The sequence below is a fragment of the Fodinicola acaciae genome (assembly GCF_010993745.1).
In the GTDB taxonomy this organism is placed as follows: domain Bacteria; phylum Actinomycetota; class Actinomycetes; order Mycobacteriales; family HKI-0501; genus Fodinicola; species Fodinicola acaciae.
In genome coordinates this window covers 1,574,448-1,592,584 of sequence record NZ_WOTN01000001.1, presented here as the reverse complement: position 1 = coordinate 1,592,584, position 18,137 = coordinate 1,574,448, and the positions used below count along the sequence as shown (strand labels likewise).

Genomic DNA, 18,137 nt, shown 5'->3' with positions numbered 1-18,137 from the left:
CATGAAACTGCGAAGTCTGGCGGTCGTCGCCGTGGCGGCGACGGTCCTGACCGGCGCAGCGGTCGCGGCGGCCGCGGTGACCATTCCGGCCGCGACGAAGAAGGCACCGGCCAGCGCCGACGCCCAGGCCGCAGTGAACGAGCCGGCCGCCGCGGCCGCGCCGGAGGCCGCCGATGCACCGGCGCCGGCCGCATCGGCCGCGCGTGCACCGGCGGCCGCTGCCGGGGAGGTCCTGTACGATACGGTGGCACCGGCCACTTCCTATCGTGCGCCGCAGAAAGGCGCGGCGTTCGCGGTCTATCCGCTGGCCGCGGTCACGATCAACGTGGTGGCCGGCCAGCGGACGTACGTATCCGGCGTGCTGGCGTTTTCCAGCACCAATCTCGGGTCCATTGTGGACGCTTCGGTGCAGTGCGGAAACGGCCCCAGAAACGCCGGCAAGGTCGTGCATGGCGAGAACGTCGGCACGAACTACCAGCGGTCCACGACGATCACGGCTCGCCTGCTCGCCACGTCCACCGCGCGTGGCACGCTCGTGTGCCGGCTTTACGCGTACGCACATTCGCTCGGCACGCCGGCGACCAGATTTTCCATCACCTCCGGGCATCTGGAGGTCGGCCGTCGCAGCGTACCCAACGGTGTGCAGGTGGTGTCCGGTCAGCAGCTCGCGAAGGCTGGGCATGCGGTCTGGACGCCGCGAGTCACCGGCAACGCCTCGGTGCGCGGCGTCTCGAATCTCTGGCGCTTGCCGGCGGGGACGAAGAACCTGAACGTCTTCGCCGACCAGTCGATCACGGTCTGCAAGACGTCCGGCGACGGGAAATACGGCTGTCCCGGTGGCACCAGGGGATCGTCGGCTGCGGTGCGTACGACGCTGATCGCGACCCAGTTCACCTCGACCGGAGCCGTGTGCCAGACACGCACGTATCCGGTGAGCCGGACCGTGAGCACGGCGCTGCATCACGTCGTCTTTTACCACAACATCCCCAATGTCGCGGTACGCACGACCGGTGGCTGCGTGCCGGTTTTCAGCATCTACCTGAAGACCGAAGTGCGCTCCGGCCAGGCGGTGGTCACCAACAAGGCCGCGCCAACCGGCGAGATGGGCGTGCTTTTCGTGCTGCCGAGCTGAGATCCGGCAAAAGCCGGACGGGCTTCAGTCCCGTCCGGCTTTGCGCAGCCCGCGTTTCGTCAGCACCCGCGCCAAATGCCGGCGGAACTCCTCGCCGGCATGCATGTCGGCCGGGGGAGAGGTGTCCTCGGCCGCCAGCGCGGCGGCGTCGGCGGCCGACGCTCCGGACCGCAACGCCTCCTCGACTTTGTTGGCGCGCAACGGAGTCTGGCCCATGTTGACCAGCGCGACGCGACCGTCCACAGTGGCCACACCGACGATGGCCCAGTCGTTGGCGCGCCGGACGAACTTCTCGTACGCGTAGCCGCGGCCGGCCAGCCGAGGCAGCCGGATCTCCACCAGCAACTCGTCCGGCTGCAGCGCGGTTTCGAAGAAGCCACGGAAGAAGTCGGCCATCTCGATGGTCCGCCGACCGCTTGGTCCCTGTGCCACCAACGATCCACCGGTGGCCAGCACCGCGCCAGGAAGGTCGGACGCCGGGTCGCCGTGCGCCAGCGTGCCGCCGATCGTGCCGCGATGGCGCACCTGCTGGTCGCCGACCAGCGACGCGGCGCGGCCGATCAGCGGAGCTTCGGTGGCGATCGTCTCGGACGTGACGAGGTCGCAATAGCGGGTCAACGCGCCGATGGCGACCTCGTCGCCTTCGGTGCGTACGTAGGAAAGATCCGTCAGCCGGCCGATGTCGATCAGCATGGCCGGACTGGCGAACCGCAGTTTCATCAGCGGCAGCAACGAATGGCCGCCGGCGATCAGCTTGGCGTCGTCGCCGTGCTCGACGAGCAGGCGTACGGCGTCGTCGGCGGACTCGGCGCGGGCGTAATCGAATGCCGTGGGGATCATGCGTCAGCTCCTTCGGCGGCACGCCGCACGGCTCGTACGATGTTGTGATAGCCGGTGCACCGGCAGAAGTTTCCTTCCAGCCCCTCGCGGATCTCCTGCTCGGTCGGATGCGGATTCTCCGACAGCAGGCCGACCGAGGCCATCACCATGCCGGGGGTGCAGAATCCGCACTGCAACGCGTGCTCCTGCTGGAACGCGCGCTGCACCGGATGCAGGCCGTCGTCGCCGGCCAGACCCTCCACAGTGGACACCTGCCGGCCGTCGGCCTGGACTGCCAGCACGGTGCACGACTTCACCGACTCACCGTCGACCAGCACCGTACAGGCGCCGCACGAGGAGGTGTCGCAACCGATGTTGGTGGCTTTGAGGCCGCGAACCTCGCGCAGATAATGTGCGAGTAAAAGCCGTGGCTCGACGTCGTCGGTGGTTTTCTCGCCGTTGACCGCGATCTCGACCTTCATGCCTGTCCTCCGGTCGCGTCCTGAATGGCTGTCCACACTCGCTCCGGAGTGGTCGGCATCTCGATGTGCCGTACGCCCAGATGAGAAACCGCGTCGACCACCGCGTTTTGCACCGCGGGAGTGGCGCCGATCGTGCCGGCCTCACCGATTCCCTTGGCGCCCAACGGATTGTACGGCGTCGGCGTCTGCATCCGGAGCAGGTCGAAGCTGGGGACCTCGGTCGCGGACAGGAACGGGTAAGCGGCGAAGGTCGACGTGAGCGGGTTGCCGTCGTCGTCGTAAAGCACTTCCTCGTACAACGCCTGCGCGACGCCTTGCGCGATGCCACCGTGTCGCTGGCCGTCGAACAGCAGCGGGTTGAGAATGGTGCCGGCGTCGTCGACGGTCACGATCCGGCGCAGCTCGGCTTTTCCGGACTCGGTGTCGACCTCGACGATCGCGATGTGCGCGCCGAACGGGAAGGTCGCTCCTGGCGCGGTGAAAACCTTTCGTACGGACAGCTTTTCCTTCTCCGCCAACTGAGCGAACGTGATCGCCGTGGTCGGCACACCGGCCACCGTGATCGCCGCGCGATCGGTGTCGACGACGAGATCGTCCACGTTGGCCTCAAGCAACTCGGCCGCACGTGCTTTGGCGATCTGGACGAGCTCGGTTGTCGCCTCGTGTACGGCGACGCCGCCTTGCTGCAGGCTGCGCGACCCCATCGTGCCGCCGCCTTCGGGGATCAGGTCGGTGTCGCCGTATTTCACCGTGATCCGGTCGAGCGGGATGCCGAGCTGGTCGCTGACCAGCATCGACCACGCGGTCTGATGGCCCTGGCCGTGCGGCGACGTGCCGGTGAGCACGGTGACCGTGCCGTCCGGATGCACCTCGACGGTCGCGTTTTCCTTCGGTGCTCCCGATTCGTCGCCACCGCCGGTGACCTCGACATACACGGACACGCCGATGCCGAGCTGGACGACGTCGCCGCGTGCGCGTCTTTCCGCCTGTTCCTGGCGAAGTTTCGGATAGTCGACCTCGTCGGTGACCATCTTCAGCGCCGCGGCGTAATCGCCGCTGTCGTAGAGCGAGCCGCCTTTTGTCTTGTACGGAAAGACTTCCGGCGGCAGCAGGTTCCGGTGCCGCACCTCGACCGGGTCCATTCCGATCTCGGCGGCGAAAAGATCCATCGCGCGCTCGATGGCGGCGGCCGCCTCCGGCCGTCCGGCGCCGCGGTAGGCGGCGACGCTGGTCTTGTTGGTGGCGACGCTGCGAGAACGGAACTGCAACCGGTCGATGGCGTACACACCGGTCGCCATCGAGAACGTCAACGCCGGCAGCAAGGCGCCGAAAAGCGGATAGGCGCCCGAGTCCTGGATCACGTCGAGGCGATAGGCGAGCACCTTGCCGTCGCGGTTGCCGCCGATCTTGATCGTCTGCACCTGGTCGCGGCCGTGCGTCATGCCGACCAGGTTTTCCGAGCGCGTCTCGACCCAGCGCAGCGGGCGGCCGATTTTCCCGGCTATCCAGGCAACCAGGCACACTTCCAGGTCGGCGCCGATCTTCGCGCCGAAACCGCCGCCGGTGTCGGGCGTGATCACCCGCACCTTGTCGGCGTCGACGGCGAGCGCGGCGACCAGTGCGGCCTTGGCCATCTGCGCCGCCTGGTTGGAAATCCAGGTGGTCAGCCGGCCGTCCTCACCCCACACCGCCGCCGACGCGCGTACCTCCATCGGAGCTGCCGCCAGCCGCTGGTTGACGATCTCGCGCGTCACGACGACGTCGCAGTCGTCGAACACGCTGTCGTCGAATTCGCCGGGGATGGTGAAGATCGTGTTGGTGCCGGCCTCAGGAAACAGCAGCACCTCGTCGTCGAGCGCCTTACGCGGATCGACGACCGCCGGCAACGGATCGATGTCGACATCGACCAGCTCGGCGGCATCCTCGCCTTGATAACGGTCCTCGGTCACGATCGCCGCGATGATGTCACCGACGAACCGTACGGTGTCCTTCGCGAATGGCGGCCGGTCCATGCCCTTGGTGAACATCGGCAGCGGCGGCGGCAACGGGGACAGGCCACCGTCGCCTTCGGTGTCGGCCGCCGTGAAGACCGCCACGACTCCCGGCGCCCCCGCGGCCGCGCTCGTGTCGATCGACGTGATCCGGCCGTGTGCGATCGGCGACCGCACAAACGTCACGTACGCGGCACCGCGGAGTCGTTCGTCGACGAGATCGTCGGTGTACGTCGCTCCTCGGGTCAGAAACAGCGGATCTTCGGTGCGGACCACCCGTGTACCGAGAATGCTCACCCAGCGCCTCCAACTTGGTCGTCGCACCTTGATGTCTAGCAGCCCACGGCACCAGCCGGCAGCTCAGGCTTCCCTCACCGGATGTCCGGATGTGGCCCCGCCCGATTCACCCGGAGCAACTCCAGCTCACGGCCGCTCGCCAGCGGATGGTCGCGTCTCGCATAGGTAACGAAGGCGATCGGGACACGCCGGTGGAGCGGTCACTTTCGTTACATACGTGGAAACCCGGCCAGGTTGCAACGTTGGAAAGGCGGTCACGAAAGAAGTGGCGCGAGGCGGTTGGCGTGTTTGCGCAGGAGCGCGACCATCTCGGTGTTCGGTTCGGCGATGCGGTCCGGGGGACCGCTGACGGCGAGGCCGGCGACGAGGGCGCCGGTGTCATGGTCGCGGATGGGTACGGCCAGGCAGCCGCGGTCGGTGCGCAGCTCGCCGCACTGCCGCGCGACGCCGGTCGAGGCCACCTCGCGGAGGTTGGTGTCGAGCTCGGCGCGTCCGACGACGGTGTGGTTGGTGAAGCCGCGCAGCTCGCGGACCATCGCGCGCCAGTCCGGCTGCTCGGCCAGCAGCAGCTTGCCGAGCGCGCACGCGTACGGATAGCGCGCCAGCACGGCCTCGTCGGTCGGCGGGTGGTCGCGGTCGGCGTCGATCAGCACCAGGCGGCCGGAGGAAAACGACGCCAGGTGCACACCCCACCGTACGTTTCCGCGCAGATGCTCGACAATCGCGCGTGCGGCGGCCGGCGGACGCGTGCTGAGCGGCAGTGAGAGCCGAGCGGCGCGCCGTCCCAGGGCGAAGCCGCGCAGGTCCGGCAGCCGGACCAGGTATTCCTCGCCCACCAACAGGTTCAGCAGCCGGTAGGTCGTCGCCGGCGGCAACTTGAGCGCGGCGGAGATCTCCTTGGCGGTCACGCCGGGACCGGCGGCGACCACTTCTTCCAGGATTGCCAACGCGTTGCGGATGGCGCGCGGCTGCCGGCCAGGCAGCGGACTCGGGTCGGTCATCGGGACGCACCGCCGAGCACGTCTTCGGCCGACGTCTCGTCATAGACGCCAATGCCGGCGATGACGGCCGGCCGCCGCCAGCGCAGCCAGCCATGCCAGAGCAGACCGGCGGCCGACAGGAGTCCGAAGACGTACGGGTACGGTCCGCGCCAGGCGGTGACCAGGAATGCCACCAACACCGCCAAAAGCACCGGTCCGACCACAGCGGCGGCGAGCACCGGGCCGACGGTCAGCTCGCCGATACGCCGTAAGAACACCGGCGCGGACGCGCAGATCAGTAAATACGACACGAGATAGCCGGTCACCGCGACATTGACGAAACTCAACAGCAACATCGGTCCACCAGCCCCGAAAACCAGGAAAACAAAGGGAACCGCGGTGACGACCGGCACCGCCACGAAAATGGCGAGATGCGGCGTACGGTGCCGCGGATGCGTCGCGCCGAACCAGCGTGGCGCGATCTCGTCGCGGCCCATGGAGAAGAGTACGCGCGACAGCGCGGTCAGCGTTGCCAGCGTACACGCGAAAAACGACGCCGCGATGCCGAAGTCGAGAGCGACCGACAGCCACGGCGACCGGATCAGCTCGGTCATCGGGCTGCCCTGGTTGGCCAGGCCGCGACCGAGCCCGACGACCTGCGTGTACGAGGCGAGCACGAACAAAACGCCGGAGAGCGCCGCCGTCCACTGCACCGCGCGCGGGATGGTCAGATACGGACGGCGCGCTTCGACGCCGAGTGCCGCGGACGCCTCGAATCCCACCAACGCCCCCAAAGCCGGCAGCACGCCGGCCGCGACCACGCCGAGATCGCCAAGCGGCAACGAAAATGGCCGGATGTCCAGGTGTCGACCGCTGCGGACCAGCAGGATGGCGAAGATCGTCAGCATCAACGCGATCGACATGGCCTCCACGATCAGCACGACCTGCGCGGAAAGTCGTACGCCGCGCAGCGTACAGGCGGTCGCGAGCGCGCCAAGGACGAGCACGGCGGTCGCCGCGACCACGGTGTTGACCGGAATGCCCAGCCGCGACAACAGATCTCCGAGGTACAGGCCACATCCGGTCAGCATCCCCATGGCCAGTACGCCATAGCCGACCAGCAGCGCGCAGCCGGACGCGAAAGCCGCCGTCGGTCCGAGGCCTTTGGCGGTCAGGCTGTAGAGCGAGCCGGCGGCCGCCATCCGCCTGGTGAAATAGCCGATGCACCGGCCGATCACCAGCGCGATCCCGGTCGCCACAACGAAAGACCAGGTCACCCCGGAGCCGGCGGTCGCGGCCGCGATCGCCGGACTGGTCGCCATCGCCGCCGACGGCGCGACCGCCGACACCGACTGCGCGATCACCTGTGCCGGACCGAGCCGCCGCCGGTCCAGGCCGGCCACCGGAGACTGGCGGCGCAGTTGCAGGTCCACCACTGGCGTTCCTTCCGTTTCGTGCGGAAAGAAGGTAGCGCGTCGGACTCGGGACAGCGGAAGATTCCCGGGTTATGAGAATGCCACTTGCCAACTTCCCGGCAGCCGGCTCCGGAGTTTGACCGCTCGTACGGCCAGCGGCCACCCTGAAGCTGTCTGGCTCGCTCGGGGCTGCGCGGTTTTGCTGACGATCCCCTACTTCGGCACCCTCACTGGCGGGTCGCCGATTCTGGCCACCGCGCTCGGTTTGGTGCCGCTGGCGTTCTTCGGCTTCGGTGTCCGCCGGGAACTGTTCCGTGCCGACATCCAAAAGCCTAGTCTGGCCAAAACGGCGTGAAGGGGAGCATGAGATGACGGTGAGCCATCCGCTCGACCGGGTGACCGAGGGCGAGATCCGCCAGGTGAAGGCCGTGCTGACCGAGGCCGGTCTGCTCGGCGAGACCGTACGCTATGCGTTCTGCGGTCCGGAGGAGCCGGCCAAGGCCGAGGTGCTGGCCTACGACGGCGGAGCGGTGGACCGGCGGTTCCGCGTGCTGCTGCTCAACCTGGCCACCGGCGAGTCGCGTGACGTCGTCGTCTCGGTGACCCGGTCCACTGTGGACAGCGAGACGCTGCTGGACACCGAGAAGACCGGCCAGCTGCCGATCATCGACAGCGAGTTCGAGATCGTCGAGGAGATCGTGGCGGCCGATCAGCGCTGGGTCGACGCGCTGGCCAAGCGCGGCCTGGAGCCGTCGACGGTACGCGCCGTGCCGCTGTCGGCCGGCGTGTTCGACATCCCCGACGAGCCCGGCCGGCGGCTGCTGCGGACCATCGGTTTCCATCAGGAGCACGAAAAAGACCACCCCTGGGCGCATCCGGTGGACGGCCTCTCCGCCTACGTCGACATGACCAGGCGGGTCGTCACGCAGGTGATCGACCACCAGGTGCACCCGGTGCCGGCCGAGCCAGGCAACTACGACGATCCGGAGCAGGTCGGTCCGCGGCGTACGACCCTCAAGCCGATCGAGATCACGCAGCCGGACGGCCCCAGCTTCAGCGTCGACGGCGACGTCGTCGAGTGGGAGAAGTGGCGGCTGCGTTTTGGCTTCAACGAACGTGAAGGCCTGACGCTGCACCAGATCTCCTTCGACGGCCGGCCGGTGGTCTATCGCGCCTCGATCGCCGAGATGGTGGTGCCGTACGCGGACCCGTCGCCGGTGCGGTTCTGGCAAAACTACTTCGACGCCGGCGAATACATGTTTGGCCGCTACGCCAACGCGCTCGAGCTCGGCTGTGACTGTCTCGGCGAGATTCATTACGAGGACGCGGTGATCGCCGACGACTTCGGTGAGCCGCAGACGCTGGCCAACGCGATCTGCATGCACGAGGAGGATTTCGGCGTGCTGTGGAAGCACACCGATCTTTTCACCGGCGCCAAGGAAACTCGCCGCCAGCGCCGGATGGTGATCTCGTTCTTCACCACGGTCGGCAACTACGACTACGGTTTTTACTGGTATCTCTACCTCGACGGCACCATCCAGTGCGAGGCCAAGGCGACCGGCGTGCCGTTCACGTCCGCCTATCCCGGCGACGGGCACGCGTACGCCACCGAGGTCGCGCCGGGTCTGGGCGCGCCGTTCCACCAGCACCTTTTCTCGGCGCGGCTGGACATGATGGTGGACGGCCTGACCAACGCGGTCGACGAGGTCGACGTGGTGGCGGTGCCGGTGGGCGCCGACAACCCGTACGGCAACGCCTTCACCGAGGCGCGTACGCGGCTGGCCCGCGAGTCCGACGCGCAGCGGCTCGGCGACAGGAGCAAGGCGCGGACCTGGCACATCGTCAACCCGGAGGTGACCAACCGGTTCGGCCGGCCGGTCGGCTATGCGCTCTATTCCGAGGGCCTGCCGACCTTGCTGGCCGACGAGTCGTCGTCGATCCACCAGCGAGCGGCGTTCGCGACCAGGCATCTCTGGGTGACCGCGTACGACCCGGCGGAGCGCTATTCGGCCGGCGACTTCGTCAACCAGCACGCCGGCGGCGCCGGCCTGCCGACCTGGACGGCGGCGGACCGGTCCGTTGACGGCGCGGATGTGGTGCTGTGGCACACCTTCGGCCTCACCCATCTGCCGCGACCGGAGGACTGGCCGGTCATGCCGGTCGACTACGCCGGCTTCACGCTGAAGCCGGTCGGCTTCTTCGACCGCAACCCGACCCTCGACGTGCCGCCGAGCACCGGCAGCCACTGCCACTGAGCAACGAAGCCGAAACCCCCTGCTTTTGTAGGGGGTTTCGCTTTGTCCGCAACAGCTGATTGATCACATTGCCATCGCCGCAAACCGGTAGTTAGGGTGGATCTGTTAGCCATACCAACTTTTCCGGACAAAGCGAGGCTCCGATGGCCGTGGAAATGGCGGATGTCAGCTGGACGGCGCTCGGGGTGGCGATGGCGCGCGCGGCCGAGGACGACCGGCCGGATCCGCTTTTCCACGACCCGCTGGCCGCGGCTGTCATCGCGGCCGGCGGCGAGCACGCGCCTTTCGCCGCAGGGCAAGGCGAAGCGGACCTGTGGCAGCTCATGCGGGAGCTGATGGGCGACTACGTGAGCGTACGCACCAAATACTTCGACGACTATCTGTTGGCGGCCGGCTGCCGGCAGGCCGTGCTGGTCGCGGCCGGGTTCGACGCGCGCGCGTTCCGGTTGGACTGGCCGGCCGATGTGCGCGTTTTCGAGCTGGACATGCCGCAGGCGCTGCGGTTCAAGGAGCAGATCGTCGAGCGCGCCGGCGTGCGGCCGCGGTGCGAACGCGTTGTCGTGCCGACCGATCTTCGCGAGGACTGGCCGGCCGCGTTGCGCGCCGCGGGGTTTGATCCCGGTACGCCGACGGCGTGGCTCGCCGAAGGCCTGCTGCCCTATCTGAGCGTGGCCGACAACGACCGGCTGATCGCCGGCATCACCGAGCTGTCGGCGCCGGAAAGTCAGCTGTCGGTGGAATATCTGGATGCCGAGCCGGGCCAGGTGCCGGAGCTGGACGAGGTCGAGCCGCAGGTGACGGAGTGGTTCCGCGAGCTCTGGAAAGGCGGCGTCGGAATGGCCGCGGACCGCTGGCTCGGCCAGCATGGCTGGGATGCGCGGATCGACGATCCGATCCGGCTCGGCGCCGACTACGGCCGCGCGCCGTCGCCGATGTTCGCCGAGTCCGGCGCCGGCGCGCCGCAGTTCGTTACCGCGCGATTGGTTCCAGCGCGGTAAAAACCTCGTTGGCCTGGCGGCGCAACTCGGCGAGGATCTGGTCCGGCGGCTGCTCGGCCAGGCTGGCACGCAACGCGACGTCCAGCAGCAGGCGGTGCGCGGCGGTGAGCTGTGCGGCGACCAGCCGGTCGCGGATGTCCGGTGGATCGCCGAGCTCGGCGGCGACGGCCTGCTCGGCCTGTTCGTAGATCTCGCGCAGCCGCGAGCGCAGGCCCGCGCTGCCGAAGAGCGTCGCGACCCACCTCGGCCCGCTGATGCCGAGCGTGGCGTCGCGGCGGTCCAGGCGTTGCAGGTACGCGCGTCGGGACGCGTCGACCAGTGACTCGTCGGGTTTGCGCGCACGCACCGGCGCGACGACCGCGTCGATGAGCTCCTCGTACTGGTCGAGGAGCAGGTCCTCCTTGCGCGGGAAGTAGTTGGTGACGGTCATCTTGGCCACCTGCGCTGCCGCCGCGATGTCGGCGATGGTCACGTTGTCGTATCCGCGCTCCAGGAACAGCTCGGTCGCCGCCGCGCTGATGGTGTCGCGCGTCTGCCGCTTCTTGAGCTCTCGCAACCCCTCTTCGCTCACGCTCGCCAGTCTAACGCCAAATATGGGGTTGACACATTGTTAGGTCCGACCTAATTTTATGCTCATGCTTGTTACTGGAACGAGAACCGAGCGACTGGATCCGCAGCTGCTGCGGATCGGCGCCGTACTGGTGGCCGCGCCGATCCTGGCCAGCCTGGACGCGACCGGCGTCGGCGTGGCCACCGACTCGCTGACCAGCTCCTTCCACACGGACGTGAGCTCGGTGCAGTGGGTCTCGGCCGGCTATCTGCTGGCGATGGCGTTGGTGATCCCGGCGGCCGGCTGGCTGAGTGACCGGTTCGGTGCGAAGACCGTGTGGATCTCGGCCGTGGCGATCTTCATGGCCGGCTCCGCGCTGTGTGGCGTCGCGTGGTCGCTGCCGGCGCTGATCGGCTTTCGTGTGTTGCAGGCGATCGGCGGCGGCCTGATGAACCCGGTCGGCCAGGCGCTGCTGGCCAGAGCCGCCGGCCCACACCGGATCGGCCGGCTGATGAGCCTGCTGACCATCCCGGTCACCTTCGGCCCGGCGGTCGGACCAGTCGTCGGCGGCCTGCTCGTCGATCAGCTGAGCTGGCGGTGGATCTTCTTCGTGAACGTACCGATCTGCCTGCTCACGCTGCCGATCGCGGCTCGGTTGCTGCCGGCGGAGACGGCCATGACGGGTGCGCCGCTGGACTGGCGTGGCCTCGCGTTGCTGTCGCCGGGCCTGGCCGCGGCCGTGTACGGCTTCACCGTGGTCGGTGAGGGGTCGCCGATCGGCTGGTGGCTCGCCGGCGGAGGACTGGCCCTGGTCGTCGCGTACGTCGGACATGCCATGCGTACGCGCGGCGTGCCGCTCATCGACGTACGGCTGTTCGCGCGTCGCGGGTTCAGTGCGGCGACGGCGATGTCCGTGCTGCTCGGAGCGTCGCTCTACAGCTCGATGGTGTTGGTGCCGCTGTTCTTCCAACAGGTGGCGCACGCGAGCGTGCTCGAAGCCGGCCTGCTGGTGACACCGCAGGCCGTCGGCGCGGCGGTCGGCGCGTTCGTGGCCGGCCGGCTGACCGACCGGTACGGTCCGCGAGCCGTCGTCGCCAGCGGCATCGCACTGGCCGTGGTCGGCACGGTCGCGTTCGCGCAGCCGGCCGCCGCCGGTTGGCTGCTGACCGTGTCGCTGCTGGTCCGCGGCCTGGGGATCGGGGCCGTGATGGGGCCGAACATGGCCGCCGCGTACTCCTCGGTGGAGAAGCGCCAGGCGTCCCGTGCGTCGAGTGCGATCAACGTCCTGAACCGGATCGGCGGATCGCTTGGCACGGCGCTGCTCGCCGTTGTGCTGCAGGCGCAGCTCAGCCAGGTCGCACCGGTGAACGCGTACGCGTGGACGTTCTGGTGGGTCGTCGGGCTCTCGGTGGTGGCTTTGGTTCCGGCGATTTTCTTCCCTGGACGGCCCAAACCTGCCACGTACGAACGGGAGTGTGGCGCAGGCAACACCGACAAATCGGGTTAATATTCATCTCCCCGAAACCTCGCCGCCTTCGGTAATCGTCAAGGTGGGAGGGCGGTGAGAACGGAGGGGTATGCAGCAGCGCGTACGGATGGCGACGGTGGTTGCGGACGCCGAGGAACATAGCGGAAGCAAAGCCCACACAGCGTCACGCGTGTTACGCGTGGCGCTGATCGCGCTTCTGCTCGCTCTGCTGATCGACGTGCTCCTGGAAGGCTGGGTCCAGCAGGTCTTCGGCCATCCGGGTCCGGTGGATGCCCGCGGCCACTCGACCTGGATCCTCGCCGGCTGGCCGAAGACGCTCAAGAGTGTGCTGTTCCTGGCCATCCTCGGCGGCACGCTGGCGAAGGTGGCGGTCGACCGGAGCTGGCGTGAGTTCACGACCAGAGCCGAGATCGCGCTGGCCGTCGTCGGCGTGGTGATGGTGGCCGCCGGCCTGCTCGGCGGCTCGTCGGCCACCATCATCGGCCAGGCGCTGTTCGTGTATTTCCGCGGCGTCATCGTGTTTTTCGCCTGGCGTGCGTTGCGGGACGTGCCGGTCAGGCCGGTGCTGTGGACGGTCGGACCGGTCGCCGTGCTGGCCGCGGCGGTGGCGATCGTCCAGTTCGTGCTCGGAGAGCCGGCGGTCGTCGCGCTCGGCTGGACCGAGCTGACCTGGGCCGGGTTGGGTCGCGCGCAGGCGTTTTTCAACCACCCCAACCATCTCGGCCACTTCCTGATGGTCGTCGAGCTGGCGCTGCTGTGCTGGTTTGTCACCAGGCCGAAGGTGTCCTGGAAGCTGTGGCTGCTGTTCGGCTTCCTCGCGCTCGGCATGTCGACCACGCAGTCCCGCGAGTCGGCGCTCGGCTTCGCGGTCGGCGCGGCCGTGGTGATGGTCCTGCGCCGACGGCAGCTGCGTACGACGGTCAAGCCGGTCGCGGTCGCGATGGCGCTGATCATCGGGTTCGCCGGCATGCAGCTGCTGATCCCGCAGAACCAGACCACCTTCGGCGGCCGGATCGGTGGCGTCTTCGCGGCCGTCCGTGGCATGAAGACGGCCGCTGCCGCGCCGGGACAGCCGAGCGCGGAGAAGTACGAGATCCGCGTGCTGTTCTGGAAACAGGGCCTCGGCCTGTTGGTGCACCGGCCGGTGCTCGGCTATGGCGTCGGCCAGTTCGGCGGCGCCGTCGCCTTCCAGTCCGACCCGTACTGGTATGCCACCCTGACCAGCGACAAGCCGGACCTGCGGCATCCGGACTTTCCGCCGTGGACCTCGCATCCGGAGCAGGTGGACTCCTTCTGGCTGCACCTGGTGATGGAGACCGGCGTGCTCGGTCTGCTGGCGTATCTGGTCTGGATGTTCTTCGTGGCGGCGCCGACCGTACGCTCGCGCGATCCGGTCGCGCGGATCTGTCCGGCCGCGTTGGTGGCGGCGGCGCTGCTGATCGCGTGGTTGTCGCCGTCGCTGGAGGACCAGCTGTTTCCGGTGCTGCTGTTCACCGTGCTCGGCTGGGCGTGGACCCTGTCTCAGCCGACGTCACGCACGACCGTCGAGGTCGGCGTACGCGCGCCGGATGGCGACCAAGGAGTGCTCCGGTCCGAACGGTGACCGCTGCGCCAGCTCGAGCGGGTCGCGGCCGTCGCCGTAGCCGTCGCGACACAGCCACTCCAGGCTAGCCAGCTCGCCGTGCTGGCGGTGCAGGAACTCCTGGTCGACGACCGCGCCGTGGCCCGGCACCAGCTGCCAGGAGCCGCCGGCGTCGGTGAGCCGGCCGGCGAGCGCGGCCAGTGTCGCCGGCCAGTCCAGCGGATACGCGTCGCCGAAGGACGGCGGCGCACCTTGCTCGACCAGGTCGCCGCAGACCGCGACGTGCGCGTCCGGCACGACCACGACGAGGTCGTGGTCGGTGTGGCCGCGGCCGAGGTGGGCCAGCACGGCCGTACGTCCGCCGAGGTCGACCGACTCCTCGACCTCGACCGAATGGGTGGGCGGCACCGGATCGACGGCGGCCAGCTCGTCGGCGAAGCCGGGGCCGGCGTCGCCGTAGTCGCCGATCGCCGCGGCGATCGGCTGCGCGTCGATGTCCCACTGGCGCTGGCTCCAGATGCGCTCGGCGCCGAAGGCGGCGTTGCCGTACCAGTGGTCGAAGTGCACATGCGTGTTGACCAGCTCGATCGGCCGATCGGTGACGGCGCGTACCGCGGTGGCCAGGCGGGTCGCCTGAGCGACACTGGACAGAGTGTCCACCACCAGACACTTTGTCGAGCCGACGACCACGGTGGCATTCACGTCGAGCACCGGCTCGCGCCAGACGTGCACGCCTTCGGCGATCTCGACCAGCATCAGGCCCGCTTGAGGAACCAGTCACGGTCGACGATGACCCGCTCGATCAGGCCTTCGGCGACGGTCCGGTCGCCGTCTCGTACGGTCACGGTGAAGCGCAGCGTGTGACCGTCGACCTCGGTCAGCGCGGCGATCGCCTCGACTCGGCGGCCCACCGGCGACGGCGCGCGGTGGCGCAGCGACACCTGCGTGCCGACTGAGGTCTGGCCCTCCTCCAGGTGGCCGTCCAGCGCGGCGATGGCGGCCGCCTCGGCGAGCGCGACGACGCGCGGCGTGGCCAGGGTCGGCACGTCACCGGAACCGGTGGTCAGCGCGCTGTCGTCGTCACTGACGACGATGCTCTGCTGGCCGGACAGGCCGACGTATGGACCCATGAGGCCACAGCCTACTGAGTTGTCCGACAGTTGCCAGGCGACCCGCCAAGCGTTGGCAACAGCACGTCGAGCGGCGATTCGTTTATCCGATTCGTCCTGCGTACGGCCGTCGCGGCCGCGATTCGCCTAGCACATCGACCCGGCACGACACGCCGCGACACGCCGAAAAACAATCGGACAAACGATCTAATTTAGGACTTAAGCTGTCGCTTTTCTCTGGAGTGTGATCTCCTGTCACCACTGTGACTGGAGGTGTCGATGAGGGAGAAGGGTAACCGAGTGCTCGCTGGTGCACTTGGGGCATCTCTTGTGGTGGGGTTCCTGCTGGCTCCGTCGATGGCGGCCGCGGCTCCGACGCCGCCCAACCCGACCGACCAGCAGCTGGCCGCCAGCAGGCAGCAGGTGGCCGCGGCGTCCAAGCTTGTCGGCATCATCAACGGCCAGCTGGCGGCGTCGCAGGCGGCACTGTCCGCCGCGCAGGTGCAGACCGAGGTGGCCATCGAGGCGTACAACACCGCCGTCTACCTGCAGGGCCAGGCGCAGACCGGCTACAACAACGCCACCCGGGCGCTCAAGACCGTGCAGGCCGCGGTCGCAAGCCAGCGCAGCCAGATGGACCACCTGGTCGCCGCCACGTACATGACCGGCGGGGCCAACACCGCGGCGATGCTGATGACCGGCGGCAACCCGGCGAACTACGGCCACGAGCTGGCGATGCTGGACATCGTCAGCGGCGACCAGGCCGGCTCGCTCGCGCGGCTGCAGCAGGCGCAGGGCAAGCAGAAAGAGCTGGCCAACGCGGCGACCATCGCGCTGAAGGCGACGCAGGCGGCCGCCTCGCGTGCCTCCGCGGCGAAGAACGCGGCCATCGCGGCGATCACCGCGCGACAGAAGCTGACGACCACGATCCAGGCGCAGCAGGCGGTGCTCAACCAGCGGCTGGTGTCCGCGCAGCGTACGGCCGGACTGCTGCGACAGGCACGTGCCGCGGCAGACGCGCGTGCGGCGGCCGCCCGGGCGGCGGCCAACGACGACGATGACGACCCGCCGAGCAGCGGCGGTGGTGGCGGTGGCTACACCGGCGGAGGCTCCGGGTCGACGATCGTACGGGCGGCGCTGACGCAGCTTGGCAAGCCGTACGTGTGGGCCGCGGCCAGCCCGTCGGTCGGTTTCGACTGCTCGGGCCTGGTCCTGTGGGCGTACAAGAAGGTCGGCATCTACCTGCCGCACTCGGCACACCTGCAGTACGCGGAGGGCCGGCCGATCTCACGCAGCCAACTGCGGCCGGGTGACCTGGTCTTCTGGTCGTACGGGTCGAGCTGGACCTCGATCCACCATGTGGCGATCTGGGCCGGCAACGGCAAGATCATCGAGGCCGCCGACTTCGGCATCCCGGTGCACAAGAGATCGATGTACTGGTCCGGCTACTTCGGCGCCGCACGCCTGCTCTGAGCCACCGACGACGCAATCGGAATCCGATTGCGTCGTCAGGTGGCGTCTGACCTGCGGCGATGCTTTCCAAGGTGACAACCGGACACGCCTTTTGCGGGTCCGGTTGTCACCTTGTTGACCTGCTGAACCGAGCCAGCAGGTCAACAAGGTGACAGTCGGACATCCGGTCGTGGTCGCGTACGCGCGCTAAGAAGTGGATGAAGGCCGGCTAAGGATGCCGGCCGGCCCACCCCCGGCACCGGCGCGGGCGGCGCGGACGTGTCAGGCTTGACGCCGGACCGCACGATCGAGCGGTACGCATCTTCTCTGGAGGGCCCGACGGTGACGGAGCAGGCGGCTGGCCAGCACACGCCAGCACAGGACGCGACCGAACTTGAGCGCGTGCTGTTCGAGATCAAGAAGGTGATCGTCGGACAGGACCGGATGGTCGAGCGGATGCTGGTCTGCCTGCTGTCCCGCGGCCACTGCCTGCTCGAGGGCGTGCCTGGCGTGGCGAAGACGCTGGCGGTCGAGACGCTGGCCAGGGTGGTCGGCGGCAGCTTCACCCGGATCCAGTTCACCCCCGACCTGGTGCCGGCCGACATCCTCGGTACGCGCATCTACAAAGCGTCCAGCGAGGCCTTCGACGTCGAGCTCGGACCGGTGTTCGCCAACTTCCTGCTGGCCGACGAGATCAACCGCGCGCCGGCCAAGGTGCAGTCGGCGCTGCTGGAGGTGATGGCCGAGAAGCAGGTCTCGATCGGCGGCAAGACGTACGACCTGCCCAAGCCGTTCCTCACGCTGGCCACCCAGAACCCGATCGAGCAGGAAGGCGTCTATCCGCTGCCGGAGGCGCAGCGCGACCGGTTCCTGATGAAGATCGTCGTCGGCTATCCGACCGACATCGAGGAGCGCGAGATCGTCTACCGGATGGGCGTACGGCCGCCGGTGCCTCAGCAGATCATCGATCCGGAGACGCTGATGCGGCTGCAGGCCGCCGCTGACGACGTGTTCGTGCACAACGCACTGGTCGACTACGCCGTACGGCTGGTGCTGGCGACCCGGTCGCCGGCTGAGCACGGCCTCGCCGAGATCGCCAGCCTGATCTCCTACGGTGCCAGTCCGCGCGCCTCACTCGGCCTGGTCGCGGCCACCCGAGCGCTGGCATTGATGCGCGGCCGCGACTACGCGCTGCCGCAGGACCTGCAGGACGTGGCGCCGGACATCCTGCGCCACCGGCTGGTCATGTCCTACGACGCGCTCGCCGACGGCGTGCCGTCCGAGTACGTCGTCGAGCGCGTGCTGGCCAGCGTGCCGCTGCCGACGGTGGCCCCTCGGCAGAGCGCCGCGCCGCGCCGGCCGACTCCGCCGACGCTGCCGGCCGCCGCACCCCGGCCGTCGCCGACCAGCACGCGAGCGGTGCCGCCGGTGCCGGCGCCGCCAACGAACGAGACGACGACCCTGCCAGCGAGCACCTCGCTGAACAAGAGCTCCGCCTGGGAGCCGCCGGCCAGCGGTGAGCGGCCGGCGTGAGACGACTTCGGTCCGTCGAGCCACCACCTGGCGATCCGGAACGCGGCCTCGGT

16 protein-coding genes are annotated in these 18,137 nt (G+C 68.7%); 8 read left to right on the top strand and 8 right to left on the bottom strand.

The annotated features are described in order from the left end of the window. Position 1: 1 nt before the first annotated feature. Positions 2 to 1,132, top strand: coding sequence for a hypothetical protein (locus GNX95_RS07480; protein WP_163506382.1), 1,131 nt, complete (start codon positions 2 to 4; stop codon positions 1,130 to 1,132). A gap of 24 nt (positions 1,133 to 1,156) precedes the next feature. Here the strand turns inward: GNX95_RS07480 and GNX95_RS07475 are convergent, their stop codons facing one another. From GNX95_RS07475 to GNX95_RS07455, 5 genes are all read right to left on the bottom strand, one after another. Next, positions 1,157 to 1,972: an FAD binding domain-containing protein gene (locus GNX95_RS07475; RefSeq protein WP_163506381.1), complete on the bottom strand. Its 816-nt coding sequence runs from the start codon at positions 1,970 to 1,972 to the stop codon at positions 1,157 to 1,159. Beyond that, the gene (locus tag GNX95_RS07470) at positions 1,969 to 2,433 is read right to left on the bottom strand and encodes a (2Fe-2S)-binding protein (protein WP_163506380.1); all 465 of its coding nucleotides are present in this window, start codon (positions 2,431 to 2,433) and stop codon (positions 1,969 to 1,971) included. Before GNX95_RS07470 ends, GNX95_RS07475 begins: the two co-directional genes overlap by 4 nt. Next, positions 2,430 to 4,721, bottom strand: coding sequence for a xanthine dehydrogenase family protein molybdopterin-binding subunit (locus GNX95_RS07465; protein ID WP_163506379.1), 2,292 nt, complete (start codon positions 4,719 to 4,721; stop codon positions 2,430 to 2,432). The genes GNX95_RS07470 and GNX95_RS07465 overlap by 4 nt, the downstream gene beginning before the upstream one ends. Before the next feature lie 254 nt (positions 4,722 to 4,975). Then, entirely contained in the window at positions 4,976 to 5,722 is a 747-nt protein-coding gene (locus GNX95_RS07460) for an IclR family transcriptional regulator (RefSeq protein WP_163506378.1), read from the bottom strand. Further along, a complete protein-coding gene (locus GNX95_RS07455) occupies positions 5,719 to 7,137 on the bottom strand; it encodes an APC family permease (protein WP_163506377.1) in 1,419 nt (472 codons plus the stop codon). The genes GNX95_RS07460 and GNX95_RS07455 overlap by 4 nt, the downstream gene beginning before the upstream one ends. 178 nt (positions 7,138 to 7,315) lie before the next feature. Between GNX95_RS07455 and GNX95_RS07450 the strand changes: the two genes are divergently transcribed. From GNX95_RS07450 to GNX95_RS07440, 3 genes are all read left to right on the top strand, one after another. After that, on the top strand, positions 7,316 to 7,471 hold the full coding sequence (locus tag GNX95_RS07450; protein WP_163506376.1) for a hypothetical protein: 156 nt from the start codon (positions 7,316 to 7,318) through the stop codon (positions 7,469 to 7,471). A gap of 13 nt (positions 7,472 to 7,484) precedes the next feature. Then, positions 7,485 to 9,371 carry a primary-amine oxidase gene (locus GNX95_RS07445; protein ID WP_163506375.1) on the top strand — a complete coding sequence of 629 codons (1,887 nt, stop codon included), beginning with the start codon at positions 7,485 to 7,487 and terminating at the stop codon, positions 9,369 to 9,371. Between the two features lie 143 nt (positions 9,372 to 9,514). Further along, positions 9,515 to 10,369, top strand: a complete 855-nt coding sequence (locus GNX95_RS07440) for an SAM-dependent methyltransferase (protein ID WP_163506374.1) — start codon at positions 9,515 to 9,517, stop codon at positions 10,367 to 10,369. Here GNX95_RS07440 and GNX95_RS07435 read toward each other — a convergent pair. Continuing rightward, positions 10,341 to 10,940, bottom strand: coding sequence for a TetR/AcrR family transcriptional regulator (locus GNX95_RS07435; RefSeq protein ID WP_163506373.1), 600 nt, complete (start codon positions 10,938 to 10,940; stop codon positions 10,341 to 10,343). The genes GNX95_RS07440 and GNX95_RS07435 overlap by 29 nt on opposite strands. A gap of 64 nt (positions 10,941 to 11,004) precedes the next feature. On the opposite strand from GNX95_RS07435, the gene GNX95_RS07430 reads away from it, so the two are divergent. Together GNX95_RS07430 and GNX95_RS07425 are read left to right on the top strand one after the other, a co-directional pair. Then, positions 11,005 to 12,426, top strand: a complete 1,422-nt coding sequence (locus GNX95_RS07430) for an MDR family MFS transporter (RefSeq protein WP_187369607.1) — start codon at positions 11,005 to 11,007, stop codon at positions 12,424 to 12,426. 70 nt (positions 12,427 to 12,496) lie between these two features. Further along, positions 12,497 to 14,011 carry an O-antigen ligase family protein gene (locus GNX95_RS07425; RefSeq protein WP_163506372.1) on the top strand — a complete coding sequence of 505 codons (1,515 nt, stop codon included), beginning with the start codon at positions 12,497 to 12,499 and terminating at the stop codon, positions 14,009 to 14,011. Here the strand turns inward: GNX95_RS07425 and GNX95_RS07420 are convergent. Continuing rightward, positions 13,940 to 14,746: an MBL fold metallo-hydrolase gene (locus tag GNX95_RS07420; RefSeq protein ID WP_163506371.1), complete on the bottom strand. Its 807-nt coding sequence runs from the start codon at positions 14,744 to 14,746 to the stop codon at positions 13,940 to 13,942. The genes GNX95_RS07425 and GNX95_RS07420 overlap by 72 nt on opposite strands. Next, a complete protein-coding gene (locus GNX95_RS07415; protein ID WP_163506370.1) occupies positions 14,746 to 15,120 on the bottom strand; it encodes a thioesterase family protein in 375 nt (124 codons plus the stop codon). The genes GNX95_RS07420 and GNX95_RS07415 overlap by 1 nt, the downstream gene beginning before the upstream one ends. A 258-nt stretch (positions 15,121 to 15,378) precedes the next feature. Here GNX95_RS07415 and GNX95_RS07410 point away from each other — a divergent pair, with 258 nt between their 5' ends. Beyond that, a complete protein-coding gene (locus tag GNX95_RS07410) occupies positions 15,379 to 16,572 on the top strand; it encodes a C40 family peptidase (RefSeq protein WP_163506369.1) in 1,194 nt (397 codons plus the stop codon). A gap of 321 nt (positions 16,573 to 16,893) precedes the next feature. Next, positions 16,894 to 18,084, top strand: coding sequence for an AAA family ATPase (locus GNX95_RS07405; protein WP_246281530.1), 1,191 nt, complete (start codon positions 16,894 to 16,896; stop codon positions 18,082 to 18,084). The last annotated feature ends 53 nt before the right edge of the window (positions 18,085 to 18,137 follow it).